Genomic DNA, 24,446 nt, shown 5'->3' on the forward strand with positions numbered 1-24,446 from the left:
CGTTCATTTAGCGGCGGGGCTTGCCCCGCGCGGCGGTCGCATCGTGCAACGCGGGGCAAGCCCCGCCGCTAAATGGACGCTTCGTTGACCGGCGCTTCCACCGGTGCGGCCGCGACGCCGATCCATGTCTTGAGGTCTTCGAGAATCATGTAAAGCGTCGGCACCAACAGCAGCGTGATCGCCGTCGAGAACAAGACGCCCCACCCTAAGCTGACCGCCATCGGCACGAGGAAGCGCGCCTGAAGCGAGCGCTCCAGCAGCATCGGCGTCAGGCCGCAGAACGTCGTCGCGGTGGTGAGCATGATCGGTCGGAACCGGCGCGTGCCCGAATCGAGGATGACCTGCGAAAGCGGCACGCCTTCGCCGCGCGCCCGGTTGATGTAGTCGATCATGATGAGCGAGTCATTAACGACGACGCCCGTCAGCGCGACGACGCCGAAGCCCGACAGGAACGAGAGCGGCATCGGCGTTCCGTCGAGCAAGAGGCCCATGCAAATATGCCCCAGCGTCGCGCCGACGAGGCCGAACGGAATCGCCGACATGACGATCAAGGGCTGAATGTAGCTTTTGAACTGAATGCCTAGCAGGCCGAAGATGCCCAATAGCGCGACCACGAAATTCCACTTGAGCGAATCCATCGATTCGTTCTGCTCGCGCTGGGCGCCTTCGAAGCTGTAGGTCAGTCCCGGAAAATCGCGCGCCAGTTGCGGCAGCACCTTCTCGCGCAGCTCCTTGTTGATCTCGTCGGCGTTGCCGTCCGCTTCATTGACATCCGAAGTCACCGATACGATCCGCCGGCGGTCGGCGCGCTGAATCTGCGCGTAGCCCTGACCGACCGTGACCTCGGCGACCGTGCGGAAGGGAACCTCCGCGCCGGCGGCGGTGCGGATGCGCATGTTCTCCAAATCCGCCAGACTCTTCCGCCCTTCCTCCGGGTAGCGCACCATCACCTTGATGTCATCGCGCCCGCGCTGGATCCGCTGCGCTTCCTCGCCGTAGAAACCCTGCCGCACCTGCCGCGCCAGGTCGGCGAGCGTGAGCCCCAGCGCCCGGCCTTCGGGCGTGATGGCGAGCTTGATCTCCTGTTTGCCCGGCTCGAACGAGTCGGCGATATCCGTCACGCCGGCGAAAGAACTGAGCTTCGTCTTCAGTACGTCCACCGCCGCCAGCAGCTTGTCGAAATCGCGGTGCGCCAGCTCGACATTCACCGCATCGCCCGCTGAGAAAAACGAGCTGACGAACACCAGACTCGACACCCCCGGAATCGGCCCGACCTCTTCGCGCCACATCGCGCCGATCGTCTCGCTGGAAATGTTTCGATGCTCCGTGTCCAGCAGTTCGATGTTGACCTCGGCCAGGTGCGAATCGCTGGTGCGGATGATCGACGGCCCGCCCGCCCCGCCGACGAGGTCCTTGAACGGGCGCTGGCCGACCGTCGTCGAAATATGGCGGAACATCGTCGGATGATCGGCCGGGGTCACGGCGTCGAGCTTCTTGCGGACGCGCTCGGCGGCGGCTTCGATGCGCTCGACGACTTTGCGGGTTTCCTCGGCGGGCGTGCCCTGCGGCATGGCGAGCACGGCGACGACGTTGTCCGAATCGATCTTCGGGAAGAACACGAACTTGATGTGCCCGCCCGCCACCAATCCGAACACGATCACCATCACGCCCACGCCGATCGCCGTCGCCAGATAACGCTGCCGGATGCACCACGCCAGCGCTCGAAGATACGGCCCGTTCACGAACCAGTTGAACCCATCGCGCACGTGATCCTGCAACCGACCGATCGGCCCGTAGCGCCCCGTGTGCAAAGGCGTCGCCAGATGCGATGGCAGGATCAACAACGCTTCCGTGAGCGAGATGAGCAGCACGCTGATGACGACCATCGGCATGAAGCTGACGATCTTGCCGATGTCGCCGGCGGTGAAGAGCAGCGGCAAAAACGCCACGACCGTCGTCAATACCGCGAACGTCACGGGGATCGCCATCTCTCGCACGCCGAGGATTGACGCCTTGATCGGGTCCATCCCGCGCTGGCGATGCTCGAAGATGTTCTCGCCCACGACGATCGCATCGTCCACGACGATGCCCAGCACGATGATGAACGCGAAGAGCGAGATCATGTTGATCGTCATACCCATCTGCGACAAAACCCAGAACGCGCCCATGAACGAAATCGGAATCCCCATCGTGGTCCAGAACGCCAGCTTCAAATCCAGAAAGAGCGCCAGGCACACGAACACGAGGATGAGGCCGTACATGGCATTGCGCGTGAGCAGATCGATGCGGCCCTGAAGGTAGGTGCTGCGGTCGAACCACGTATCCAGGTGCACGCCCTTGGGCATCATCGCTTCGTGCTCGGCGACGTATTTCTTGACGGTCCGGGCCACGTCGATGGCGTCCTGCTCGCCGACGCGGAAGATATTGATGACCGCGGCGCGATGGCCGTCGTAATAGGTGGACACATCCGTGTCGGCGAAGGCGTCCTGGATCTTCGCCACGTCGCCGAGGCGCAGCACCGTGCCGTCGGGCCGGCTCATGAGGATGATGTCCTCGAACTCCCGGCCGGTGTATCGCTGTCCCTTGGTGCGCAGGAGGATTTCGCCGCCGACGCTCTTCACCGATCCGCCCGGCAGGTCGAGGGACGCTTGTCGGACGGCGTCGGCGACCTGGTCGAAGGTCATGCCGTATTTGCGAAGCGCGTCTTCGGAGATTTCGACGCCGACTTCGAAAGGTCGCATGCCGGTGACTTCCGCCTGCGAGATGTTGGGCATCGTCGTCAGGTCGTCGCGGATCTGGTCGGCGAGGGCTTTGAGCGTGCGTTCGCCCACCTGGCCGTAGACGACGAGACTGAGCACCTGCACGCGATTGGTCACTTCGGAAATGACGGGCTTTTCCGTCTCTTTCGGGAAAGTCGAGATGCGGTCGACGGCGGCTTCGACGTCGGTGAGGACTTTGCGCATGGAGGCGTAGTCTTCGAGTTCGACGATGACGGCGCCGGAGCCCTCCATGGCGGTGGAGCGGAGTCGTTTGACGCCGTCGATCCCGGCGAGGGCTTCCTCGACACGGACGCAGACGCCCTCTTCGACTTCCGCGGGGGACGCGCCGAGGTAGGGGACGGTGACGATGATCTTCTGCTGATCGATCTCGGGGAAGACCTCCATGCGCATGCGGACCATGGAGATGACGCCGCCGGTGAGGACCATGAGCATGAGCAGGTTGGCGGCGACGCTGTTGCGTGCGAACCACGAGAGCGGACCGTTCTTTTCGAGAATGCGGCGTTCGGTGTTGCTGAGCGTGGGCGGGAGGATGGGTTCACTCATGGGGCGATGCGCTGCCCGCTGCGGGGGCGGCGGCGACCTTCTGTTCGGGCACGCGGATCATCATGCCGTCGGTCACGGTGTCGATGGCGCTGGTGATGAGTTGGTCGCCGTCGGTCAGGCCGTCCTGAATGTACACGGTGTCGCGATCGCGCCGGGCGACCTGCACGGGGACGATCTTGAGCGCGCCGTCTTTGGCGAGCCAGACCTGCGCCTCATTGCGCAGCGCGGAGCGGGGAATCGGGGCGACGTGCGACATGACCTTGCCGGCAATGTCGACGTCGACGAACGCGCCGGGGACGAGCGGGGCGCGATGTTCGTTAGCGCCGGTGAACGGGTGATCCACTTCGACGACGATGTGCATCATGCGCGATTTGGCATCGACCTCCGCCTCCGTTCGCACAACCTTGCCCGCCCATTCGCAGGCGCGGCCCATCAGTTCCGCCTTGACCACCGCGTCGATCGGATCGGCGTCCGGCGCGGTCGTGCCGGCGACGGGGACGTGACTGAGCCACTTCAGGTCGTTGTCTTCGAGCGGCACGGCGATCTCGACGGCGTCGGTCCCGTAGGCCTCGCCGACGGCCTGGCCGGCCATGAGCGTCTGCCCTTCATCGACGGTTTCCCGGCTGATCACAGCGTCGAAAGGCAGCGTCACCCGCGTGCGCGACACATCGAGCCGGGCCTTTTCGAGAGCGAGCTGAGCGGAGGAGATCTGCGCCGCGGCGGTGGCGACCTGCGCCTGAGCACGCGACTGGACGGCCTTGGCGATGTCGAGGGCGACCTGCGCTTTTTCGACTTCGCGCGATGTGGCGACGTTGCGGTCGGCCAGTTCCTTCGTGCGCGTCATGTCGAGCTGCGCATCGTGGAGCCGGGCCTGCGCATCGGCGAGCTGGGCGTCGGCGGTGGCGCGGGCGGCCTGTGCCTGGGCGAGCTGCGCGGCGGCGGTCGACTCGGCGAGCGTGTAGTCCGTCGGGTCGATTTCAAAAAGCGACTGCCCCGCCTTGATGAATCCCCCGCTGACCATCGACGGATGCAGCTTCACCACGCGACCACTGACCTGCGGCACGATCTGCGCCCGCACCTGAGCCGCCACCGTCCCGCGACCGCGAATCGTCACCGGCACGTCCGCATGCGCGATCGTCATCACATCGACCAGCGGCCCGACATGCACCGGCGCTTCCTTCGGCGGCGCCTGACGCGACAGCGCGAGCAGCACCGCAATCGCCGCGCTGACACCCAGCACGCACAAAACGCCCAGCGCCTGCATCATCGAACCCGACTCACGCCGCTTCATGCGCCGCCTTCCTTCGCCAATGCCGTGATCGCCGCGGCCGTGAACCGAACTACGTGATCCACCGCCTTGTCCATGTCCGCCATCGGTCCGTCCGTCCGCCCGCTCTCGCTGGCCATCTTCCACATCTGCACGATGTGCACGAGCTGCGCGACGTGCGAGTGGAAGCATAGCGCCGCCTCCGCCCGGTCGATGCCCGGACACGCCCGCACGATCGCCTCGCCCATGAGCTTCTCCATCGGCCCGGTCATGCGATCCAGGAACATCCCCGATGGCAGATGCGGATCGTTCATCTCGCGCATGAAAAGTTGCAGCATCATCTTCCCGCGCTTCGGGTCCGACAGCGGCGTCAGAAACGCCTTGGTGAACGCCCGCAGCACGAGGGCGACGTCCTTGGACTTGGCCGCCTGCTCCGCCACGCCGTGCACCGCTTCCTCGCGCTCCTGCCGCAGTTCCGCCAGCCGGCGCTCGAACACCGCCTTGTAAAGTTCATCCTTGGACCCGAAGTGGTAATTGACGGAGGCGAGGTTCGATCGGGCCGCCTGTGTGATGTCGCGCACCGACGCCTTGGCGTACCCATGCTCGGCGAAAAGCGACTCGGCCGCGTCGAGCAGCCGGATACGCGTCTGCTCCGGGCCGCTGAGCGTGCTGATGGGTCCCTTGGGTGCAATGAGTGAACGTGTCATGAGGCGCTCCTGTCCAGGTCATTCGAGGTTCCCATAATATAAAACATACGTTCGACTCAGACAAGCCATTGAAACGCATCATCGCAAGCGATTGATTTCTAAAGAGATGCAATTATCGCAGGGTCCGCCGCCCCGATGGGTGGGACGAGGCGGGCGCACCCGCGGCAAGGGACCGCCGCGGTTGGCGCGGTCGCCCCCGCGCCCTACGATGGGCGGATGAACCAAACTTCTACCCGCCGCGCGTGTGCGTGGGCCCTGCTCGCTGTGCTGGGCCTCGCCGGTCTGCTTCGTGCTGATGAGAAGATGGACCTCCCGCCCAAGTCGCATCCCGACACCACCGGTTGGGAAAACCTCTTCACATCCGACCTCTCCAACGCGACCTATCCCGAAGGCATCTGGACCGTCGCCGATGGCGAGCTCACCGCCAGCGCCGATCAGAACATCTTCACCAAGAAGACCTACAAGGATTTCATCCTCGACCTGGAATTCAAAACCGCCGACGGCACCAACTCCGGCGTCGTCGTGCACTGCTCCGACACGAAGAACTGGATCCCCAACTCCGTCGAAATCCAGATCGCCGACGACTACTCCGAGGAATGGTCCAAGGCCGCCAAGACCTGGCAGTGCGCCGCCATCTTCGGTCACCTCGCCCCGACGCACAGCGCCGTCAAAAAGCCCGGCGAGTGGAACCACTACACCATCACCTGCAAAGGCCGCATGATCTGGGTCATGCTCAACGGCGACCTCGTCACGACGATGGACATGACCAAGTGGACCGACGGCTCGAAAAACCCCGACGGGTCGGAAATCCCCAAGTGGCTGCCCAAGCCGTTCGCCACACTCCCTCTCGAAGGCCACATCGGCCTCCAAGGCAAGCACGCCGGCGCCCCGATCTGGTTCCGCAATATCAAGATCAAGGAACTTCCCGCCGAGTGAGGCGTACAATTGAGCGAGGCGTCCCCCGCCCCGCCGATTCTCCCCCACTGAAAGGAAGTCGTCATGCCGAGAACTCTGAAGAACGCCCGCGCGATCGTGGTCGCCCTGTTCGTCGTATGCAGCGCCGTCGCCGCACATGCCGAAGGTTGGACCGAGTCGTTCGCCGACGCGCAGGCACAGGCACAGAAGACCGGCAAGCCGATCCTCGCCGACTTCACCGGCTCCGACTGGTGCATCTGGTGCAAACGCCTCGACAAGGAAGTCTTCAGCAAGGAAGAGTTCACCACATGGGCCGCCGAGCATGTGATCCTCCTCAAGCTTGACTTCCCGCAGTCCAAACCGCAGACCGCCGAGACGAAGCAGCAGAACCATCGCCTCGCCAAGAAGTACAAGATCGACGGCTACCCCACTGTCCTGCTCCTCGACGCCGACGGCAAAGTGCTCGGGCAGACCGGCTACGAAAAAGGCGGGCCCAAGCCGTGGATCGCCAATGTCGAAAAGATGATTCCCGCCCCCGCGAAGAATTAGTCACGGGGCTTTATAAACTTCGCACCCCCGCGGGCGGTCTTCGGATCGCCCGCTTTTTTGCGCTCTCGCTCGCCGGAAACGGACAATTTGATTGCAAATCCATCGACGCCGGATTAAATTAAACGCCGTCAATTTCGTGGTCGGATCGCTTGCTCGGAAATTTGCCATTCGCCTCATCGGGAGATTTGCGTGATGAATGCGTTCCATCGTGATCGTCGTGTCGGGATGCGTCGCGTGACCTGCATGCTCCTCGCCGCCGCCGCGCTCCTGGCGACCGCGACCGCCGCGCAAGCCGTCGCCATCGCCACGAACGTCTTCGGCAGCTTCCGATCCAGTGACGCCAGCGGACTGCTCCCCGCACAAGGCCAGTCCTCCCCGACCGGCCCGATCAGCGACGCCCAGGCCGGCGGAACCTACGTCGCCGACTTCGGACTCATCAAACTCTTCGGACAGAAATCCTGGGGCGCGAACCCCGCGCCCGGCGGCGGCGCCGGCAACTTCCTCAACACCGGCGTCACCGCCGGCTGGACCGATCAACTCACCGTCACCTCCCCCACCGTCGCCAACGGAACCCCCGGAACTTTCGCCTTCAACATCACCGTCCACGGCTCGATGACCACCTCCGGCGATGGACAAGCCAACTACATCCTCAACATGTTCGTCAACGGCGTCCAGCGACAGCTCTCCACCTTCTCCTTCAGCGGCGACGCGCCCTCCGGCGACGGGTTCGGAACCTTCACCATCGACCCCGTCGATATCGTCTTCGGCGAACCCTTCCAGATCTCCGTCACCGCCAACATCGACGCCGGCGGTTTCGACGGCGAAGCCGGCTTCGCCAAAGTCAACCTCGGCAACACCATCCTCTGGGGAGGACTCGCCGAAGCACGCGATGACAACGGCGTCCTCGTCCGTGATGCCGACGCCACCGGCGCATCCGGCCTCGACTACACCGCCCCTGTCACCGACACCATCCCCATGCCCGCATCCCTCGCCATGCTGCTCCCCGCCGCCGCGATGATGAGCCGACGCGCCCCCCGTTTAGCCGCGACCCGAAGGGGAGCGCTTCGTTAAGCGCGTGCCACGTTCATCCCTCCGCGCTCTCGAAGCACATGCGGTAAATCAATCCGCCCAGAATCCCCCCGGCGATCGGTGCGACCCAAAATAACCACAACTGCGCCATCGCCCAGCCCTGCACGAACACCGCCGGCCCCGTCGATCGCGCGGGGTTCACCGACAGATTCGTCACCGGAATCCCGATCAAATGAATCAGCGTCAGCCCCAACCCGATCGCCACCGGGGCAAGCTCCGGCGTCGCCCGCCGATCCGTCGCGCCATGAATGATGAGCAGAAAGAAACACGTCAGCGTGATCTCCGACACGAGGCACGCCGCCATCGAAAAATGCCCCGGCGAATGTTCCGCATATCCGTTGCTCGCGAATCCCCCCGCCAGCGAGAAGCCCTCGCGCCCTGATGCGATGACGTACAGCACGCCCGCCGCCGCGATCCCGCCGAGCACCTGCGCGATGATGTACGCAATCGCGTCGGCCGCCTTGAAGCGTCCGCCCGCCACGAGGCCCAACGTCACCGCCGGATTCAGATGACAACCGGAGATGTGCCCGATCGCATACGCCATCGTCAGCACCGTGAGCCCGAACGCCAGCGCCACGCCGACGAACCCGATGCCCAGGTTGAACACCGCCCCGCCGCTGCGGCCCTCGAACATCGCCGCCAGCACCGCGCTCCCGCACCCGCCGAACACCAGCCAGAACGTCCCGATGAACTCCGCCATGCACCGTCTCGAGATCGGCATAAAAACCTCGCTTGGCCCGAATGGACCGGAGAAATGGAATATGTAACACCCCAACCAACACACCGAATAATCATCCCCCCGGCGCGTTCTGTCAATCAAAGGCCCCCGAACCCCCTCTCCCCCCGGGAGAGGGCCGGGGTGAGGGTGGCCCCAAATTCGGGCGCGATCCGCAACAAGCGCATTCCTTGGCGACGTTGGTGTCACCGTGGTTGAATTCATGAAGTGCTCTCAAACGCCTATCCTCCCGATCGCTTCATAAAATCTCAAAAAAATGCTTCCCCCCGCACCGTCTTTTCCACTATATTGAAGCGTTGAAGGCAGCGTGATGCTTGGAGACATCACGCCAAATCCGAGCGAACTTTTTACAACCTGGAGTTGGATTATGAACACCACCCGCCAATGGTCCGTCGTTGTCATCGCCATCGCTTTCGCCGCCGCCGCCGCGTCCGCGCCCGCCGACATCATCAATGTCCCCATCACCACCGCCGACGGCAACGGCGCCGACGCCTACGTCCAGTTCGGCAACCCCACCACCAACAACGGCTCCTCCACTACGCTCCTCGTCAAAGACTCCGGCGCCGCAAGCACCACCCGTAAAATCTACACCCGATTCGACCTCTCCTCCGTCAACGTCAGTGCCATCCTCAACGCCCAACTCTCCCTCGTCGTCACCAGTCACGACGCCGGCGGCAGCACCCTTCAAACCATCCCCGTCGAACTCTGGGGACTCATCGACTCCGCCTCCGGACAAAACTGGGTCGAGGGCAACGGCGGCACCGACAACTCCCCCGCCGGTGAAATCACCTGGAACAACGCCCCCGCCAACAACACCGGCGGCAACGGCCTGACCGCCAACGCCGTCCAACTCGCCTCCTTCAACATCGGCACCGGCGTCGCCGTCGGCGCCACCGTCAACGTCTCCAGCGCCGCACTCGTCAACTTCCTCCGAGCCGACACCGATGGCCTCGTCACCCTCATCCTCCGCCGCAACGCCGGCAACTCCGCCAACAACCTCGGCTTCGCCTCCAAAGAAAACACCACCTTCGCCGCCCCCACCCTCACCCTCACCATCCCTGCCCCCGCCGCCCTCCCCGCCGGCCTCTCCCTGCTGACCCTCCTGACAACCCGCCGCAAACGCAACTGATCATTCCACCCCAAAGCCCCCGGCTCCGCCGGGGGACCGCCTTGTTGTCCGTCCGACGAACATCATCCCCCGCAAAACTTCACCCGCGCGTTCCATCCTGTTATGATTCATCCATTCAAAGGAGCAACGCACGGATGCCGAGCAAACCCGCGCGGAAATCACGTTCCCGCAAGCCCCGCGCCAAGCGCGTCTTCCGCGCCGCCGAATTCTTCGCCGGCATCGGCCTCGTCCGCCTCGCCCTCGAAAAAACCGGCGACTGGAAAGTCGTCTACGCCAACGATATCGACCCCGATAAGCGGAAAATGTACGTCGACAACTTCGGCGACGACCACTTCCACCTCGGCGACATCCACGAAATCGACCCCGACACGATCCCCGACTGCGACCTCTACACCGCGTCGTTCCCCTGCAACGACCTGTCCATCGCCGGCGCGTGGGCGGGATTGGCGGGCAAGGAATCCTCCGCCTTCTGGGGCCTGATCCGCCTGCTTGAACTCAAAGGCGACAATCGGCCGCCGGTCGTGATGCTAGAAAACGTCGTCGGGTTCCTGATGAGCAACGGCGGCAAAGACTTTGAAAAAGCGCTGCTCGCACTCAATGAACTTGACTACACCGTCGACGCCTTCATCCTCAACGCGGTCCACTGGGTTCCGCAGAGCCGCGCCAGATTGTTTGTTGTGGCGAAGCGCGATGATGGTTCCGATCGGAATCCCGTCGCCATGAACACGAACGCCCGGCCAGAAGCGCTAGTCAAGTTCATCAATACGCACCAGAACATCCGCTGGGACATCCGCGATCTGCCTCGCCTGCCCAAGCGGAAGCACCGTCTCGAAGACATCCTCGAAGACCTCCCCGACGATGATCCGCACTGGTGGAACAGCCAGCGCACCGAATACTTCATGAATCAACTCAGTCCCCGGCATGAAGTCCAAGCGAAGCTCATGATCGGGCGCAAATCGATCAGCTACGCCACCGCCTTCCGCCGCGTGCGAAACGGCAAGAGCATGGCCGAACTCCGCACCGACGGCATCGCTGGTTGCCTGCGCACGCCGCGCGGCGGCAGTGGACGGCAAATCTTGCTGAAAGCGGGACAGCGTCGCTACCAAGTTCGTCTATTGACGGCGCGCGAGTGCGCTCGGCTTCAAGGCGTTCCTGATAGCTACACGATTGACGTGCGGCTCAACCAAGCGTTATTTGGTTTCGGTGATGCCGTATGTGTTCCAACGATCGCCTGGATCGTTCGCCGGTATCTAACCGAGGTGGCGATGGAATTGCAATCGCCGCTCGCTCTATTTCGAGGGGTTGCATGAGCGACGCCATTGATGACTTGATCGCGCGGTTCATGCTTCAGTCGAATCGGCCGGTGCCCGCACGCTTGCAGGCCGCGATGGCGTTACTGGAGCGACTTTTCGACGACCCGACTCTTGAATTAGGTGCGCATCTTGCGGCAAAAGGTAGCAGCGGCCTTGCGTCGCATGAGACTTTCGGCAAAAAGGCCCACGCTCATTTTGATCTTGCCCCAATCAACAAGATTCACGGTCGTCGTTCGTCGAATCTCGGCGAGTGGGGAGCGCCGTTGCTGGAGATTGTTCGAGCCACCAACTTCGAGACGATGAATTCGAGGGAACGCGAAAACTGTATCCGGTCATTGCAACAGCCATTCGCCGCTCGGCTTCGGGCGATCCTCGAGCAAGAGCCATTGGTGGCGAGGATAAGCGGTCGGAGCGCGGTCGCCGTCGTCAAGGACGTCATCAAGCAAGCGGACGAGAAGGGTAAGGCGGGTGAGGTTGCACAGTACTTGGTTGCCGCCAAACTCGAATTGCGTTTCGGGAGAAAGTTGCCGCTTGCGCCCGCGAACAAGGGTGATCGAAAATCGCGGAACGATCCCAATGCGCGGCTGGGCGATTTTGAGATTGACAACACGGTAATTGAAATTGCGCTGGGATTGCCCGACGAAAAGCATCTGACTCAAGTTTGCGAATCGCTTGAGGATTCCGAAAAGGAGATCTGGTTGATAACTCGGATGGATCGCGTCGGCACTTGGTCAAAAGAGTTGGAGTATACCGAGGGTGTCGACGTGCGCCGCGTTGTGACAACTTCGGTGGAGGCGTTCGTCGGCCAGAATGTTTCGGAATTGGGAGAGTTTACGACAAAGGGAAAGGCGAAGCAGCTTCGGGCGTTATTCGCGCTTTACAACGAGCGTTGGGTGTCGAATCTCGGGACACCGGGGATTCGCGTTGACGTGCGTTAACATGTAATGGCTCGAAATCTAGAGCGTCGACACCAGAGGTGAGGTCGGACTTATCGAATCAGACGATGAATCCTTGCGACAGTAGCCACTCGCGAACATGCCGATTCAGACGGCGCTCGCGGTCTTTGAGTCTCCGTCGAAACTTTCGCATGTTCTCGAAGCTGTAGAACTCTACCGCGGATTCCATGCGGTCCCACGGCGGCAGATCGCTGTCGGGATCGTCGGCTTCCAACCACTCCCACAATGCGGCCTCCGCTTCATCACGATCGAGTTCAACCGAAACGGCGTAGTCAAGATAGACCGTGATCGCGTGGTCGCTCTCGGGGGAGAATCCTCCACTCCATTCGCGATAGTGTTTCTTCAACGCCTTGAGTTCGCGCTTGGTCAAGGTTCGCTCCTTGTGGTTCGCCTTAAAGTACCGAGGCGCGCGAATGCTTCCAAAATCGGTACAGTGCGGGTATGGCCGACGTATTCAGCAAAGCCGAGCGATCGCGCGTGATGGCTTCGGTGAAGGGGAAGGACACGAAGCCGGAGATCATTGTCCGGCGGTTGGTGCATGGGATGGGGTATCGGTATCGGCTATATCGGGGGGAGTTGCCGGGGAGGCCGGATTTGGTGTTTGCGGGGCGGGGGAAGGTGATTTTCGTGCATGGGTGTTTCTGGCATCAGCATGGGTGCCGGCGCGGGGGTAGGCGGCCGGCGGCGAATCGGGCGTATTGGCGGCGCAAGCTGGAGCGGAACGTCGAGCGGGACGCGGCGCATGTGCGGCGGCTGCGGCGGATGGGATGGCGCGTGATGATTGTGTGGGAGTGTCAGACGGCGGCGGGGAAGCGGGCGGGGCTCGCGCGGCGGATTGTCAGGTTCATGGAACGGTGAACCGGCGACGGATTCCGCACAGGCGCGTCGCAAAACGCGCATGGGCGTGACCGAAGCGCGCACGGGGCGGGCAGGCGGGGTCGGAGATGGAAGAGCGGCGGGGTTTTTGAGCGATGGAGCGGGGTCGGGCGGCGGGAAATCGGGCGGGCTGTGCGCACCGGGCGCGCAGTGCCTCGGCGGTGCGCGCGTAAAGCGAGGATGATGCGGGGATATGAACGATGAGGCGGGCACGGGCGGGTTGGCGGGGGCGGGTGCGCCGGTGCGCGGGGGTTTGGGAATGTGAGGAGCGGGCGGGACAATGGGGGGCGGCGGGGCTACACTGGCCCCCGATGAAACGTCAATCACGAAACAAGCGGGCGGGGCGGGCTTCGGATGATCCGTTGCGGGATGCGTCGCGGGGGGTGCGGCTGCATAAGGCGCTGGCGGATGCGGGGGTCGGGTCGCGGCGGGCTTGCGAGGCGATGATCGATGAGCGGCGGGTGACGGTCAACGGGCGCGTCATCGATTTCAAGCCGGTGTTTGTCGATCCCAACGAGGACAAGATCACGATCGACGGCGTGCCGCTGGCGAAACCGCGGCGGGCGTCGCATCTGTATCTGATGATCAACAAGCCGAGCGGCGTCATCTGCACCAACAGCGACGAGCTGGGCCGGCGGCGGATCGTCGATCTGGTGCCGCACGACAAGCGGCTCTTTTGCGTGGGCCGGCTCGACGCCGACTCGACCGGGCTGGTGCTGCTCACCGATGACGGCGATCTGGCCAATCACCTGACCCATCCGCGCTACGAGATCGCCAAGACGTACGAAGTCACGATCAACGGCCTGCTGGAGGCGGATCAGGTGGAGAAACTGCGGCGGGGGATTCATCTGGCGGACCGGACGGGGCAGACGGTCAAGGCGTCGGCGGAGTCGATCGACGTGAAGGCGCGCGATCGTGAACGGACACGGTTGACGATCACGCTGCGCGAAGGCCGCAATCGCGAGATTCGCCGGATGCTTGCGCGGCTCGGTTTCAAGGTGAAGCGGCTCAAGCGGACGGCACTGGGCCCGCTCAATTTGAAGGGGGTCGCCGTCGGCGGATGGCGGGCGTTAACGAATATCGAAGTGAACATGCTCCGCCGCGTCGCAAAGGCGGCGGAGAAGCGGCTGTGAACGACAAGCCGCTTGCGGCTCAGCAATCATTCACGACTGCGCCGTCGCGTTTTCGCCGAGGGTCAGGTCGACCATGAGTTCATCGGCAATTTTTTCGAGGGCGTCGTGGAGTTCAGCGGTGGTGACGGAGGCGGGGATTTCGAGGCGGGCGGTGCATTTGAAAAGGGTTTCGCCGGTCATCGGGGCGCTGAGGCATTGCGTGGCGAGTTCTTCGACGTTGACGCCGCGGGAGGCGAGGGCGGCGGCGATCTGCCGGACGATACCGGGGCGGTCCTGCCCGAGGAGTTCGAGATGCATGGTGCGAGCGTCGGGCGCGGGGGCGACGGCGGCGGGCTGATCGTCGCCGGTGTCGACGCTGACGCGCAGTCCGCCGGCGGCAAGGGCCTTGAGCGCGACGGTGAGCGCGTCGACCTGCGGCGCGGGGACATGGACGCGCAGAATCCCGGTGAATTTCCCGGCCATTCGGGCCATGCGGCTTTCGAGCCAGTTGCCTTCATGTGCGGCGATGGTGCGGGAGAGGGCTTCGACGAGGCCGGGGCGATCGGGGCCGATGAGGGTCAGTACGAGCGTCGTGGGCATGCGGGCCTCCTCGCGTGTGATGATGAGGGCAGTATATCCGCGTATCGTTCAATTCGCCGGGACTCGTGGCGTGCGTCGCGCTAGGATCAGACAAGGTCGCGGCAGGCGACCGGCGCGTGCCGCGTCATCCGTGCAACGCTCAGCTCACGGAGGCCGTCATGCCCACCAATCAGCTCAAGTCGTTTCTCGATCAGCACAACATCAAGTACGTCACGATCAGCCACTCCCCCGCTTACACCGCGCAGCAGGTCGCCGCCCGCGCGCACGTGTGCGGGCGCGAGCTGGCCAAGACGGTCGTCATCAAAGTGGACGGCAGGATGGCGATGGTCGTGCTCCCCGCCCCGATGCGCATCGACTTCGAATTGCTGCGCCAGGCCACCGGCGCGGAGCATCTGGCCCTCGCGGACGAATCGGAATTCGCGGAGCGCTTCCCCAACTGCGAAGTCGGTGCGATGCCCCCGTTCGGCAACCTCTACGGCCTGCCCGTCTATGTCGCGGCCAGTCTGACCGACGACACGGAGATCGTCTTCAACGCCGGTTCGCACACGGAGCTGATCCGCATGTATTACGCGGATTTCGAGCGGCTTGTCGAACCGCGGGTCGTGCACGTCGCCTCGCACGCCGGCGCCTGACGCATCGCCCGCCCGGTTCACTCGCCCATCAGTTCCTTGACGCTCGGCTCGATGGCGTCCGCCCAGATCTGATAGCCCTTGCCGTTGGGGTGCAGCAGGTCGGGCATGATCTCCTTCGAGAGCGTGCCGTCGGCTCCGAGGAACTTGTCGTTGATGTTCAGGTAGTGAATCATCTTCCCGTCATCGAGCTTGGCGATGATGGCGTTGACCGCTTCGTTCTTCTTGCGAAGCCCGTCCTCGTTATTCGCCCCGCGCGGGAAAATCGCCAGCAGCAATATCTTCGTGTTCGGCAGTTTCTCCCGCAGCAGATTCACAATCGCCGTCACACCCTCAGCCGTCTGCTCCGGCGTGTTGTCGCGGGCGTTGTTGGTCCCGATCATGATGACGGCGAGCTTGGGGGAGATGCCTTCGATGTTGCCGTTCTGAAGGCGCCAAAGGACATGTTGCGTGCGGTCGCCGCCGATGCCGAGGTTGACGGCATGCCGCGGCGCGTAGTACTTGGCCCATATTTCGCGCCCGCCGCCTTCCCAGCCGTGCGTGATCGAATCGCCGATCATGAGCATGTCGACGTTGCCCTGCTTGACGCGGGCGTTGAACGACTCGTGCCGGGCCATCCACTTCGCATCGCGCGGCGCCGGCACGATGGCGGAGTTCTTGGCGTCCTCCGCAATGACCGCCGCCGCCATCGATCCGACCAATACCAGAAACGCCATGCGCATCCGCGTCCGATTCAACATGCGATTGCTCCTTGAAGGGGGTCGCATGAGCATACCGGCGGCGCGAACGAGCCGTCAATTCACGCTCCCGGCGCGAACTGGTTGATGCGGTCGATGAGCAGTCGGAGCCGGCCGAATTTGCGGCGGACGAAGTGGAAACTCAGCCGGGGCAACGCCGTCTCCACCGACTCGCCCTCCAGCGCGCCCGTCTGTTCGATGCGGCCCGACGCCACCAGGTCGCCGAATTCCGCGTTGAGCTGCTCCAGGTGCGTAGGATCGAGCGCATGACGCATGCGGATGACGAACTGATCGCCCACATAGCGCGACGAATGATAGTTGCGGTAGAACTCGACGACATGCTGCGCCGCGGCGATCGGGTCGTTGAAAAGATGGTACAGATGCAGGTCTTCGGGGCTGATGAGTTTCCGCGCCAGAAGCGTGTCACGGATGTACACATCCAGATGCGCGAAGTAGTCGCTCTCCGGCGGCTCGACCATGACGACGGGAATGATCGGCGCCTTGCCGGTCTGGATCAGCGTGATGACTTCGAAGGCCTCGTCGAGCGTGCCGAACCCGCCGGGGAAGAGCGCCAGCGCGTCGGCCTGCGAGACGAACATGAGCTTGCGCGTGAAGAAGTAGCGGAAGGTCACCAGCTTGTCATCGCCGGCGATGATGTCGTTGGCGTTGGTTTCAAAGGGCAGACGGATGGAGACGCCGAACGATTTGTCCCGGCCGGCGCCTTCGTGACCGGCCCGCATGATGCCGTCGCCGGCGCCGGTGATGATCATCCATTCGTGCTCGGCCATGGCGCGGGCGAAGCGGCGGCAGGCGTCGTAGTCGTGATGATCGAATGGCGTGCGCGCCGAGCCGAATATCGAAATCTTCCGCTGCCCCGTGTACGGACGGAACACGGTCATGGCGTAACGCAATTCGCGCAGCGAGCGGGAAATGAGCTTCAGTTCGCCGGTGTGGGCCTCGTCGCCGATGAGGCGCAGGGCGGACTGCATGATCTCGCGCACGAGCTGACCGGACATGGCGTCGGGGTCGGCTCCGAAGAGACGGAGGAGTTCATCGAGTTTGTTCAAAACATCAGGATCGCGCGAAGACTGCTTCATGGGGATATTCAATGGGATGGTGAAGGAAACTGCAAGAACGTCAGGGCGTGGTGGGGACGGCGGCGTCGCCGTTGGCCGGGCTCTCCTCGCCGAACACGTCGCGCCACGCCTTGGCCACGCCGCTGAATTGCTCGACCTTCGTTTGCGGGCGGTCGATCGAGCCCGTGATGTGCAGGGTCATGAGCTGATTGCGGAACCCGTCGACGAGTTCGGTGAACGGCCCGAGCTTGAGGCCCTTGGGATTGGAGCTCGTCAGCGACAGGTCCAGCACGCCCGACGGATACTGCATCATGCCCGACCCGGCGAGCCGCATCGTCGGCGAAGCCAGATCGATGCGTTCGAAGACGAATCGCCCGTCGCGCACGTAGTAGCTCACCAGCGCCTGCTGGAACGGATCGTTGACCGGCAGCGCCAGGTGCGACACCTTGAGGATGCCCACCGCCAGCGGCAGGCCGTACAACTCCGCATCGCGCACCATCAGCTCGCCGCGTCCGCGCAGGCGCGTCGCATCGCGCCACGAACCTTCCAGCGACAGCGACGCCGACAAGCGACCCGCCATCGGTTTCGCCGCCGTGCCGTCGGGCGCGGGGGTCGCCGGCTCGGTGACGAGGTCGGCGAGATTGGCTTCAGAGAGCATGAGCTGGAACTGATATCCGCCGCGCGCCATGTTGAACCATCCGCTGCCGCCGAGCTGCCCTTCGCCGCAGGTCGCGCGAAGCTGCGGGATCGCGATCTGCTCCCCGCCGTCCTTGTTGGCCATCGCCAGCGTCAGATCGCCGATGGCCCGGCCGGCGGCGTTGAGCTGCTTGGCGGCAAGCCCGAGGTTGACCGTGGGCCAGCGTGCGTCGTGCGCCGTGTGCGCGTCGATCGCCAGCGAGCCGTCGAAGTGCGTGATGGGCACACCCAATTGCATCGACGCATCCGAAAGCGTCAGCTCGCCGGCCGCTTCGAGACTGTTCCCCTCCGTCGCGCCGGGCTGATAGTGCAGCCGCGACAAATTCAGGTCGTACCGCCCCGCGATCTTGAGCCCGTCGATGACATCCATCACCATCGGCGGCGCCAGCGCCCGGACCGTCGATGTCACCCGATCGCCCTTGAGCCGCAGCTTCAGATCGCTTTCGGTCGTGACCGTATTGATCTTAACGTGTCCGCTAAGGTTGAACTCGCCCGCGTCGAAGTCGCCCTCCAGCGCGTCGATTTCGACAAGCTGGGGCGTCACGATGAGCCGCCCGGTCGTCTTCGTCAGTGCGACGCGCTGATCATGAAAGTCGAAGCTCAGCGATGACGGGCGCAGCTCCAGCCGGTAATCGTTGGGCTTGCCCGCTTCGGTGCGATAGGTCACTTCGCCGTCGAAGCGTCCCGCCGGCTTGATCGTCGCCCAGAAATCGTTGAGCGCCTTGGGGGTTTCGACCACGGGGCTGATCAGGTCAAGCACGGGATCCTCGAACTTCAAGCCGCGCACCGATGCGGTCATGTCCATGCGTGACGCATCGGCGCTGGGCCACTGCGCCGAGCCGCGCAGTTCGACCGTGCCGTCGTCGTGATGCGCGGTCAGGTGATCGATCGTCATGCCGTGCAGCGCGAGCTTGAGCATGCCGTTGATGTCGGAAAGCTTGTACTGTCCGCTGCCGGGCGCGGCGGTGACGTCGGCGACGTCGACCTGCATGTCGATGTCGATCTTGTCCTCATCGTTGCGGAGAATCCGCCCCGCCACGTCGACCTTCCCGCCCAGCCGCATGCGGCGAAGCCATTGGTCCTGCGGCTTGGGAATGGCGGCGAAAAGCAGATCGTCCAGCGGCAATCCCGCCGCCGTCAGACGCATCTTCGGCACGATGCGGTGTCCGTTCGCCTCGCTGCCGCGCTCCACATCACCCACGAGCCCGCCCATGCCCCCGTGCAAGCCCTCCGCGGAAAAGTGATCGAAGGTGATGAGCGTCGGCGTGATGATCAGCCGGCCCTCCCGCACGCGGATCGGATACGGAAAATACTCGAACACGACGTTCGCTTCCGTCATCTCGACGGACATGTCCATCGACATTTTGTGCCGGGGCCCGAATGGGCGGGTGACTTTGACGATGGCGTTTCCGCGCCCGCCCAGATCGTACACCGGCAGCGCGAGGCGCTTGTCGACCTCATCCAGATCGCGCTTCAATTCCGCCGTCTGCTCCGCGTCCGTGTCGCCCAGATCGGCGATCCTGCGGGCGATGCGGTCGCGGGCCTGATCGTCGACGGCGTGCTGGGCGCTGGTGACGAAATGACCTTCGGCGAGCAGGCGCTGATAGGCCGGCTCATTGAAGAACATGTCAAACCCGTCGGAGGATTTGTCGGGCAGGGCGTCGCGCAGCTCGCGGTCAAAAGGAATGTTGACGGCGGTGACGGTCAGGTTGATGGCGGCGTCTGCGGAGGGCGGGCCGATGATGCCGGTGATCGTGGCGTGACCGCCGCCGGGCGTGTCGCCGGTGAGCTGTTTGACCTCGATCTGCTGGGAGTTAAAGGTGATGAGCCCGCGGCAGTGCGTCAATTCGTAGGGGAATTTCTCAAAGTGGCCGTGACTGTCGTACGCCGGGTTGTTCGGATCGAGCAGCGTCAGATCCGCCGGCTTGAGCGTCCCGGCGGGGTAAAGCTCCTGCACGAGTTCTCGCCCGGTGAGAATCTTCGAAAGCCCGTCATAGGCGATCTTCCCGCCGCTCTCGGAGCGCTCGAGCTTGAGTGAGACGCGCATCCAGCCCACCGGCGAGAGCATCTGGAAAATCCGCAGAACCTGCGGCGGCATCGCCACCAGATACACCGGCTTCTCGGGAATACGGAACGGGCGCGTTTCCAGAGCGAGCGTGAACGGCGCGTCCTTCGAGTAGCCGTTAAGCTGCCCGTTGATGCGGTACTGGAGCCCTTCGATCGTGCCGACGAGGTCTTCGACGATGACCTTCTGATTGTCGAAGTGGAACGTGCCGGAGACGTCGGTCATGCGGGCGCGGTAGCCCTCGGTGCCGAGCTGCGGGAGCGTCAGGGCGATGTTCTCAAAATGCACGTCCGCGCGGGGGCCGGTCTTTTCGTCGTAGTCGAAGCTGATATTGGGAATCGGTCCCGACGGCTCGAACATCTCCCACCATTTTCGAATCTGCCGCGGCATGACCGTCTGATGCGGGTTCACGAAGGCCGTGCCCTCAAGCTGAACCGCCACTTCGAGCTTGTCCAGATCGAACCGCCCGCGCAGCGCCGGACTGTCAGCCCTATCGGGCCCTTCCGTCACGACCTGCCCGCTGGCGTCGGCGAGCTTGTAAAGCTCAAAGTGGTAAAGCCCCGCCTGATCGACATCGGGGTTGAGCCGGCCCGCCACATCGAGGCCCCACGACTGATACTTCCCGTTGTAGTACTCGCCGTACGCCACCCGCCCGTCGCGCACATACACGCGCGGCAGCTTGGGCATTTTGCCCGTGGGCTTGGCCTGCTTGAATTTCCGCAGAAGCTCGAAGTTGAACGTGTCCTCGCTGACCTGCGTGAGCGAGAGCGTCGGCTTCATCAGGATCATCTGCTGCGCTTCGAACTTGCCCTGCAAGAGCGCCCACGGATCGATGCGCAAGAGCGTCTGCTCCGCGCTGAAAAGCTCCGCCCCGCGATCGGTCATGCCCGGCACGGTCAGCCGCAGACCGCGCACGTCGATCGTCCCGTCCAAGGAGAAGTCCGCCGAGTCGATGTGGCAGTCCGCCCCGGTCATGGCGGTCAGAAGCTGACCGGCGTACATGGCGATGCGCTGCGGGCGCGACAGCCAGCAGTATCCGCCGACGAAGACGGCGCCGAACGTGACAAGGATGAGCGTCACCCACGTGCGCCACCGCCGCGGTCGCGCGAATCGGCCGTGCAGATGTTTCCGCATCAACAAGCCACGGACCTCCCTGGTCGATGGGGCTGCCTCCCACCACGATCGACAATCTTCATTATTGACCAGCCCAATGAACCAGTCACGAAAAATCCTTCGTTTGAGGCCCATTCGCGGGGTCTCACCGCCGCCATTTCATGTATCGGACGCCTTCGAACCCAACCCGCGACTTTCCCGGACGCGGTGACATTATCGGGCCCGCCCTGTTCGTGCATTACGATGTAAACCCCAATGAATAAGACACTTAATTTCAACCTATGCTACCGCATGGAAAAAATCTGCCTGAAGCGCGGCCGAAACGCCGGCGGGCTTACAACCTATAGGTGAGGCCTTGAAAATGCACACGTCCGGCCAGAACGGCAACATGAACGATGCGGACACGCAACAGCACGCCCTGTTCGTCGAGCGGTACGTGCGCGATCAGAACCGCGTCTACCGATACATCCTCACGCTCGTGCCCAACCGCACCGAGGCGGAGGAGCTTTTTCAGCAGACCTCGCTGACGCTCTGGCAACTGTGGCGCGAGTACGACGCCGCCCGCCCGTTCGTCCCCTGGGCCTGCGCCATCGCGCATAACCACATCCGCAACTTCTTCCGCACCTACAAGGGCGATCGCAACATTCATCTGAGCGACAAGGTGATGGACCAGGTGGCGGCGGTGCGCCTCGCCAGCGAGGACGAACTGGAGGACCGCCGCGCGGCATTGACGCACTGCATCAGCAAACTCGACGAAGCGCAGCGCCGTCTGCTCGAACGGTGCTACGAGGCGAGCGAGCCGATCGCGCACGTGGCGGAGCAGTCGGGGATGAGCGCCAATGCGCTGTACAAGCTGCTGGGCCGCATTCGCCGGGCGCTGCATGAGTGCATCAATCGCACGCTCGACGCCCGGGAGGGTTCGGCATGAGCGCAACATTGTTCGAACTCGCCGATGCGCTCATCGCCGGTGCGATCACGCCCGGGCAGCGGACGGCGCTGGAGTCGATGCTCGAAGCCGACGACGCGGCGAAGAAGCAGTTCGTGCAGTACCTGGACATTCACGCGCAGCTTCATTGGGAGCTGCGCACGGCGGTCGCGCCGGCGGCGGCGCGCCTGTCCAAGCGCCCGGCCCACAACCGGGTCGCCCCCGAATCGTCGCGCCGCTGGTACGCCGCGGCGGCGATCGTGCTGCTGACGATTTCGCTGGGCTTGTATGCATGGCTGACGTCGACGGGCGGGAGCGCCGGACCGGTCGCCAAGCATGAAGCGCCCGCGACGACGGCGCTGATCACGGACATGAGCGGGGCCCAATGGGACGAGGCATCGCAACCGGTGCTGGGCGAGTCGCTGGACGATTCGGTGCGGACGCTCCGCGCGGGAACCGTGCAGCTCATGCTCGCGAGCCGGGCGGTCGTGACGGTCGAAGGCCCGGCCCGATTCCGAATCGACGGCGAGAATCACGCGCATCTGGACTACGGGCGGCTGAGCGCCTGGGTCCCCGAGCCGGCGCGCGGATTCACGCTCGCCGCCCCGGGCTTCGAGGTCATCGACCGCGGGACGGAATTCGGCGTGTGGATCGATCCGGCGTCGCCGGCGACGGGGCAGGTGCACGTTTTCGCCGGTCGCGTCGATGTGCAGTTCGACGCGGCGCACCCGTCGATGAAACTCACCGCCGGTCAGGCCGTGCGGGTCAACGGCGCGGCGGCGGCGATGACGAGCATTGATGTGAACCCCGGCCTGTTCGGGCGACTGGCCACACCGACCACGACGCTGCCGCCGCCGGCGGAGCGGTTGGCGTTCAATCCGCTGAACATGACCGCGCGGCGGGCGATGAATCAGCGGCGGCGCGATCTGGTGATGGCGCTGAGCTTCGACTTTGACAATGACGCCGACGAGGCGGGCGAACACGCGGGGCGGGCGGTCGGCGAGGTGACCTATGCGAGCGATGTCCCGCCGGTCATCGGCGCGGGGCGCTCGCTCAAGCTCGACGGACGGAGCGCGGCCGAGTATGTCACGATCGATCACACGCCCGATCTGGCGGGCGAGGCGATGACGCTTTCGCTGTGGATCAAGAGCGATCCGGCGATGCAGCCCACCGCCCGCAACAACCTCGGCTACGCGCACATCGTCTCGAAGCTCGGCGGAGGCGGCAACGGCAACGCCGGCTGGGCCCTGACGCAGAGCGAAATGACGAGCGGCGTGTACGTCCGCAATGACTCGACGGCGATGTTCAATCAGTGCCTGGTGCGCACGCCCGACGTGCTCGACGATCAATGGCATCATCTGGCGATCGTCTGGCGCACCGATCGCATCGAACTTTATGTGGACGGCCGACGCGCCGCGTCGCAGACGCTCTTGCGCGGCGAAGGCATCGATGGCGGACACGCACTGGTCATCGGCGCACAAAACACCGCGGGCGCTCGCCCCTTCGCCGGCCTGCTCGACGAAGTGACGCTCTTCCGCAGCGCCCTCAATGACAAAGCCATCGCGGAACTGGCCCGGGGCGTCCCCCCCGCGGCGGTCCCGATCGATCACGAGTCGCAAACGGAGCAACGAGATAACCCTTGAAGGAGACGACCATGTTTGTGCCCCAACGTAGCATCGCCATCGCTGTCACGCTCGCACTGGTCCTTTCGCTCGCTTCCCTCGGCCGCGCCTCGACGGTCGGCTACTGGACATTCGATGACAAGGCCCCCGGCAACAACGCCGGCACGCTCGTCTCCGAAGTCAACAGCCCCACCATGGACGCCACGGCGCACGCCAACGGCACCACCGGCGCGCTGCCCGTGCATGACGCCTCCGTACCGCTCGCCTTCGTGCGCGACGGGGTCAACGGCACGATCATCAACGCCGCCGACTCCGCCTCGCTCAAGTTCAACAACCCCGACGCCCCCTTCCCGATCGACGGCGGATTCTCCGGATCGAGCAACGGCGGATACGCCAACGTCGCCGACCCCGGCGGCAATTTCTTCAACATCACCGGCTCGTTCACCGTCGAGGGCTTCGTCCGCATCGAAAGCAACGTCAACTTCGCCACCCTCGTCGGCAAGGCACGCAACGGCAATAACTCAAGCTGGGAAATCGACACCAACAACACCGGCAAGCTCCGCGTCCGCGTCGACTCCAACACCGTCTACCCCGATGCCGGCTCCGGCGACGGCGCGTTCAATCAGAGCATCACCTCCAACTTCAATCTCGAAGATGGACTCTGGCATCACTTCGCCATGACCTACAACGCCTCCACACGCACCGTGACGCTCTTCGGCGACTACACGCAGGTCGGCTCCGCGGTCCTGAGCGATTCGGGCGTCATGCACTTTGACAGCAACAGTCTGTTCTTCGGCGCCAACGCCGGCGGACGCGCGCTGGACGGCTGGCTCGACGAAGTCCGCATTTCCGACACGCTGCTGACGCCCAATCAGTTTCTGACGATCGTCCCCGAGCCGACCAGCTTCGCGATGCTCGGCGTGTCGGGCCTGGCGCTGATGCGCCGCCGCCGCGCGTGATGTGCTGAACCCGAACCTGGAATGAGAAACCCGTACTCGTTTTCTGGAGATT

21 protein-coding genes are annotated in these 24,446 nt (G+C 63.9%); 12 read left to right on the top strand and 9 right to left on the bottom strand.

What is annotated here, in order from left to right:
• Positions 1-68: 68 nt before the first annotated feature.
• The 3 genes from GC162_02735 to GC162_02745 are packed head-to-tail and all read right to left on the bottom strand — an operon-like array spanning position 69 to position 5,297.
• A complete protein-coding gene (locus GC162_02735) occupies positions 69-3,323 on the bottom strand; it encodes an AcrB/AcrD/AcrF family protein (protein MBI1367550.1) in 3,255 nt (1,084 codons plus the stop codon).
• Entirely contained in the window at positions 3,316-4,614 is a 1,299-nt protein-coding gene (locus GC162_02740) for an efflux RND transporter periplasmic adaptor subunit (protein ID MBI1367551.1), read from the bottom strand. Before GC162_02740 ends, GC162_02735 begins: the two co-directional genes overlap by 8 nt.
• Positions 4,611-5,297, bottom strand: a complete 687-nt coding sequence (locus tag GC162_02745) for a DUF1956 domain-containing protein (protein MBI1367552.1) — start codon at positions 5,295-5,297, stop codon at positions 4,611-4,613. Before GC162_02745 ends, GC162_02740 begins: the two co-directional genes overlap by 4 nt.
• Positions 5,298-5,600: 303 nt before the next feature.
• Between GC162_02745 and GC162_02750 the strand changes: the two genes are divergently transcribed.
• The 3 genes from GC162_02750 to GC162_02760 all read left to right on the top strand — a co-directional run bounded on the left by GC162_02750 (position 5,601) and on the right by GC162_02760 (position 7,832).
• Positions 5,601-6,233, top strand: coding sequence for a DUF1080 domain-containing protein (locus GC162_02750; protein ID MBI1367553.1), 633 nt, complete (start codon positions 5,601-5,603; stop codon positions 6,231-6,233).
• A 63-nt stretch (positions 6,234-6,296) separates the two neighbouring features.
• On the top strand, positions 6,297-6,761 hold the full coding sequence (locus GC162_02755) for a thioredoxin fold domain-containing protein (protein ID MBI1367554.1): 465 nt from the start codon (positions 6,297-6,299) through the stop codon (positions 6,759-6,761).
• Positions 6,762-6,995: 234 nt separating this feature from the next.
• Entirely contained in the window at positions 6,996-7,832 is an 837-nt protein-coding gene (locus GC162_02760) for a hypothetical protein (GenBank protein MBI1367555.1), read from the top strand.
• A gap of 13 nt (positions 7,833-7,845) precedes the next feature.
• Here the strand turns inward: GC162_02760 and aqpZ are convergent, their stop codons facing one another.
• A complete protein-coding gene (gene aqpZ, locus GC162_02765) occupies positions 7,846-8,571 on the bottom strand; it encodes an aquaporin Z (GenBank protein MBI1367556.1) in 726 nt (241 codons plus the stop codon).
• A gap of 325 nt (positions 8,572-8,896) precedes the next feature.
• Here aqpZ and GC162_02770 point away from each other — a divergent pair, with 325 nt between their 5' ends.
• The 3 genes from GC162_02770 (at position 8,897) to GC162_02780 (ending at position 11,966) form a co-directional block, all read left to right on the top strand.
• On the top strand, positions 8,897-9,715 hold the full coding sequence (locus GC162_02770) for a DNRLRE domain-containing protein (GenBank protein MBI1367557.1): 819 nt from the start codon (positions 8,897-8,899) through the stop codon (positions 9,713-9,715).
• Positions 9,716-9,849: 134 nt separating this feature from the next.
• Entirely contained in the window at positions 9,850-11,025 is a 1,176-nt protein-coding gene (gene dcm, locus GC162_02775) for a DNA (cytosine-5-)-methyltransferase (protein ID MBI1367558.1), read from the top strand.
• Positions 10,929-11,966, top strand: coding sequence for a DUF4928 domain-containing protein (locus GC162_02780; protein MBI1367559.1), 1,038 nt, complete (start codon positions 10,929-10,931; stop codon positions 11,964-11,966). The genes dcm and GC162_02780 overlap by 97 nt, the downstream gene beginning before the upstream one ends.
• 58 nt (positions 11,967-12,024) lie before the next feature.
• Here the strand turns inward: GC162_02780 and GC162_02785 are convergent, their stop codons facing one another.
• Positions 12,025-12,354 carry a hypothetical protein gene (locus tag GC162_02785; protein MBI1367560.1) on the bottom strand — a complete coding sequence of 110 codons (330 nt, stop codon included), beginning with the start codon at positions 12,352-12,354 and terminating at the stop codon, positions 12,025-12,027.
• A 71-nt stretch (positions 12,355-12,425) separates the two neighbouring features.
• Between GC162_02785 and vsr the strand changes: the two genes are divergently transcribed.
• Positions 12,426-12,842: a DNA mismatch endonuclease Vsr gene (gene vsr / locus GC162_02790; GenBank protein ID MBI1367561.1), complete on the top strand. Its 417-nt coding sequence runs from the start codon at positions 12,426-12,428 to the stop codon at positions 12,840-12,842.
• A gap of 218 nt (positions 12,843-13,060) precedes the next feature.
• Positions 13,061-13,993, top strand: a complete 933-nt coding sequence (locus tag GC162_02795) for a pseudouridine synthase (protein MBI1367562.1) — start codon at positions 13,061-13,063, stop codon at positions 13,991-13,993.
• 30 nt (positions 13,994-14,023) lie between these two features.
• On the opposite strand, the gene GC162_02800 is transcribed toward GC162_02795, so the two are convergent.
• On the bottom strand, positions 14,024-14,572 hold the full coding sequence (locus GC162_02800; protein ID MBI1367563.1) for a glycine cleavage system protein R: 549 nt from the start codon (positions 14,570-14,572) through the stop codon (positions 14,024-14,026).
• Positions 14,573-14,730: 158 nt separating this feature from the next.
• Between GC162_02800 and GC162_02805 the strand changes: the two genes are divergently transcribed.
• The gene (locus GC162_02805; protein ID MBI1367564.1) at positions 14,731-15,204 is read left to right on the top strand and encodes a deacylase; all 474 of its coding nucleotides are present in this window, start codon (positions 14,731-14,733) and stop codon (positions 15,202-15,204) included.
• A gap of 17 nt (positions 15,205-15,221) precedes the next feature.
• Here GC162_02805 and GC162_02810 read toward each other — a convergent pair whose 3' ends face one another.
• From GC162_02810 to GC162_02820, 3 genes are read right to left on the bottom strand one after another with little or no spacing between them, the layout of a single operon-like run.
• Positions 15,222-15,941, bottom strand: a complete 720-nt coding sequence (locus GC162_02810) for a GDSL family lipase (protein MBI1367565.1) — start codon at positions 15,939-15,941, stop codon at positions 15,222-15,224.
• Between the two features lie 59 nt (positions 15,942-16,000).
• The gene (locus GC162_02815) at positions 16,001-17,035 is read right to left on the bottom strand and encodes an LOG family protein (GenBank protein MBI1367566.1); all 1,035 of its coding nucleotides are present in this window, start codon (positions 17,033-17,035) and stop codon (positions 16,001-16,003) included.
• Between the two features lie 40 nt (positions 17,036-17,075).
• Entirely contained in the window at positions 17,076-20,915 is a 3,840-nt protein-coding gene (locus tag GC162_02820) for a hypothetical protein (protein MBI1367567.1), read from the bottom strand.
• Between the two features lie 328 nt (positions 20,916-21,243).
• Here GC162_02820 and GC162_02825 point away from each other — a divergent pair, with 328 nt between their 5' ends.
• From GC162_02825 to GC162_02835, 3 genes are read left to right on the top strand one after another with little or no spacing between them, the layout of a single operon-like run.
• On the top strand, positions 21,244-21,816 hold the full coding sequence (locus tag GC162_02825) for a sigma-70 family RNA polymerase sigma factor (protein MBI1367568.1): 573 nt from the start codon (positions 21,244-21,246) through the stop codon (positions 21,814-21,816).
• On the top strand, positions 21,813-23,456 hold the full coding sequence (locus GC162_02830; GenBank protein MBI1367569.1) for a hypothetical protein: 1,644 nt from the start codon (positions 21,813-21,815) through the stop codon (positions 23,454-23,456). Before GC162_02825 ends, GC162_02830 begins: the two co-directional genes overlap by 4 nt.
• 11 nt (positions 23,457-23,467) lie before the next feature.
• Positions 23,468-24,394 carry a PEP-CTERM sorting domain-containing protein gene (locus GC162_02835; GenBank protein MBI1367570.1) on the top strand — a complete coding sequence of 309 codons (927 nt, stop codon included), beginning with the start codon at positions 23,468-23,470 and terminating at the stop codon, positions 24,392-24,394.
• Positions 24,395-24,446: the final 52 nt, after the last annotated feature.

It is taken from the genome of Planctomycetota bacterium (assembly GCA_016125255.1).
Taxonomy (GTDB): Bacteria; Planctomycetota; Phycisphaerae; order Phycisphaerales; family Zrk34; genus RI-421.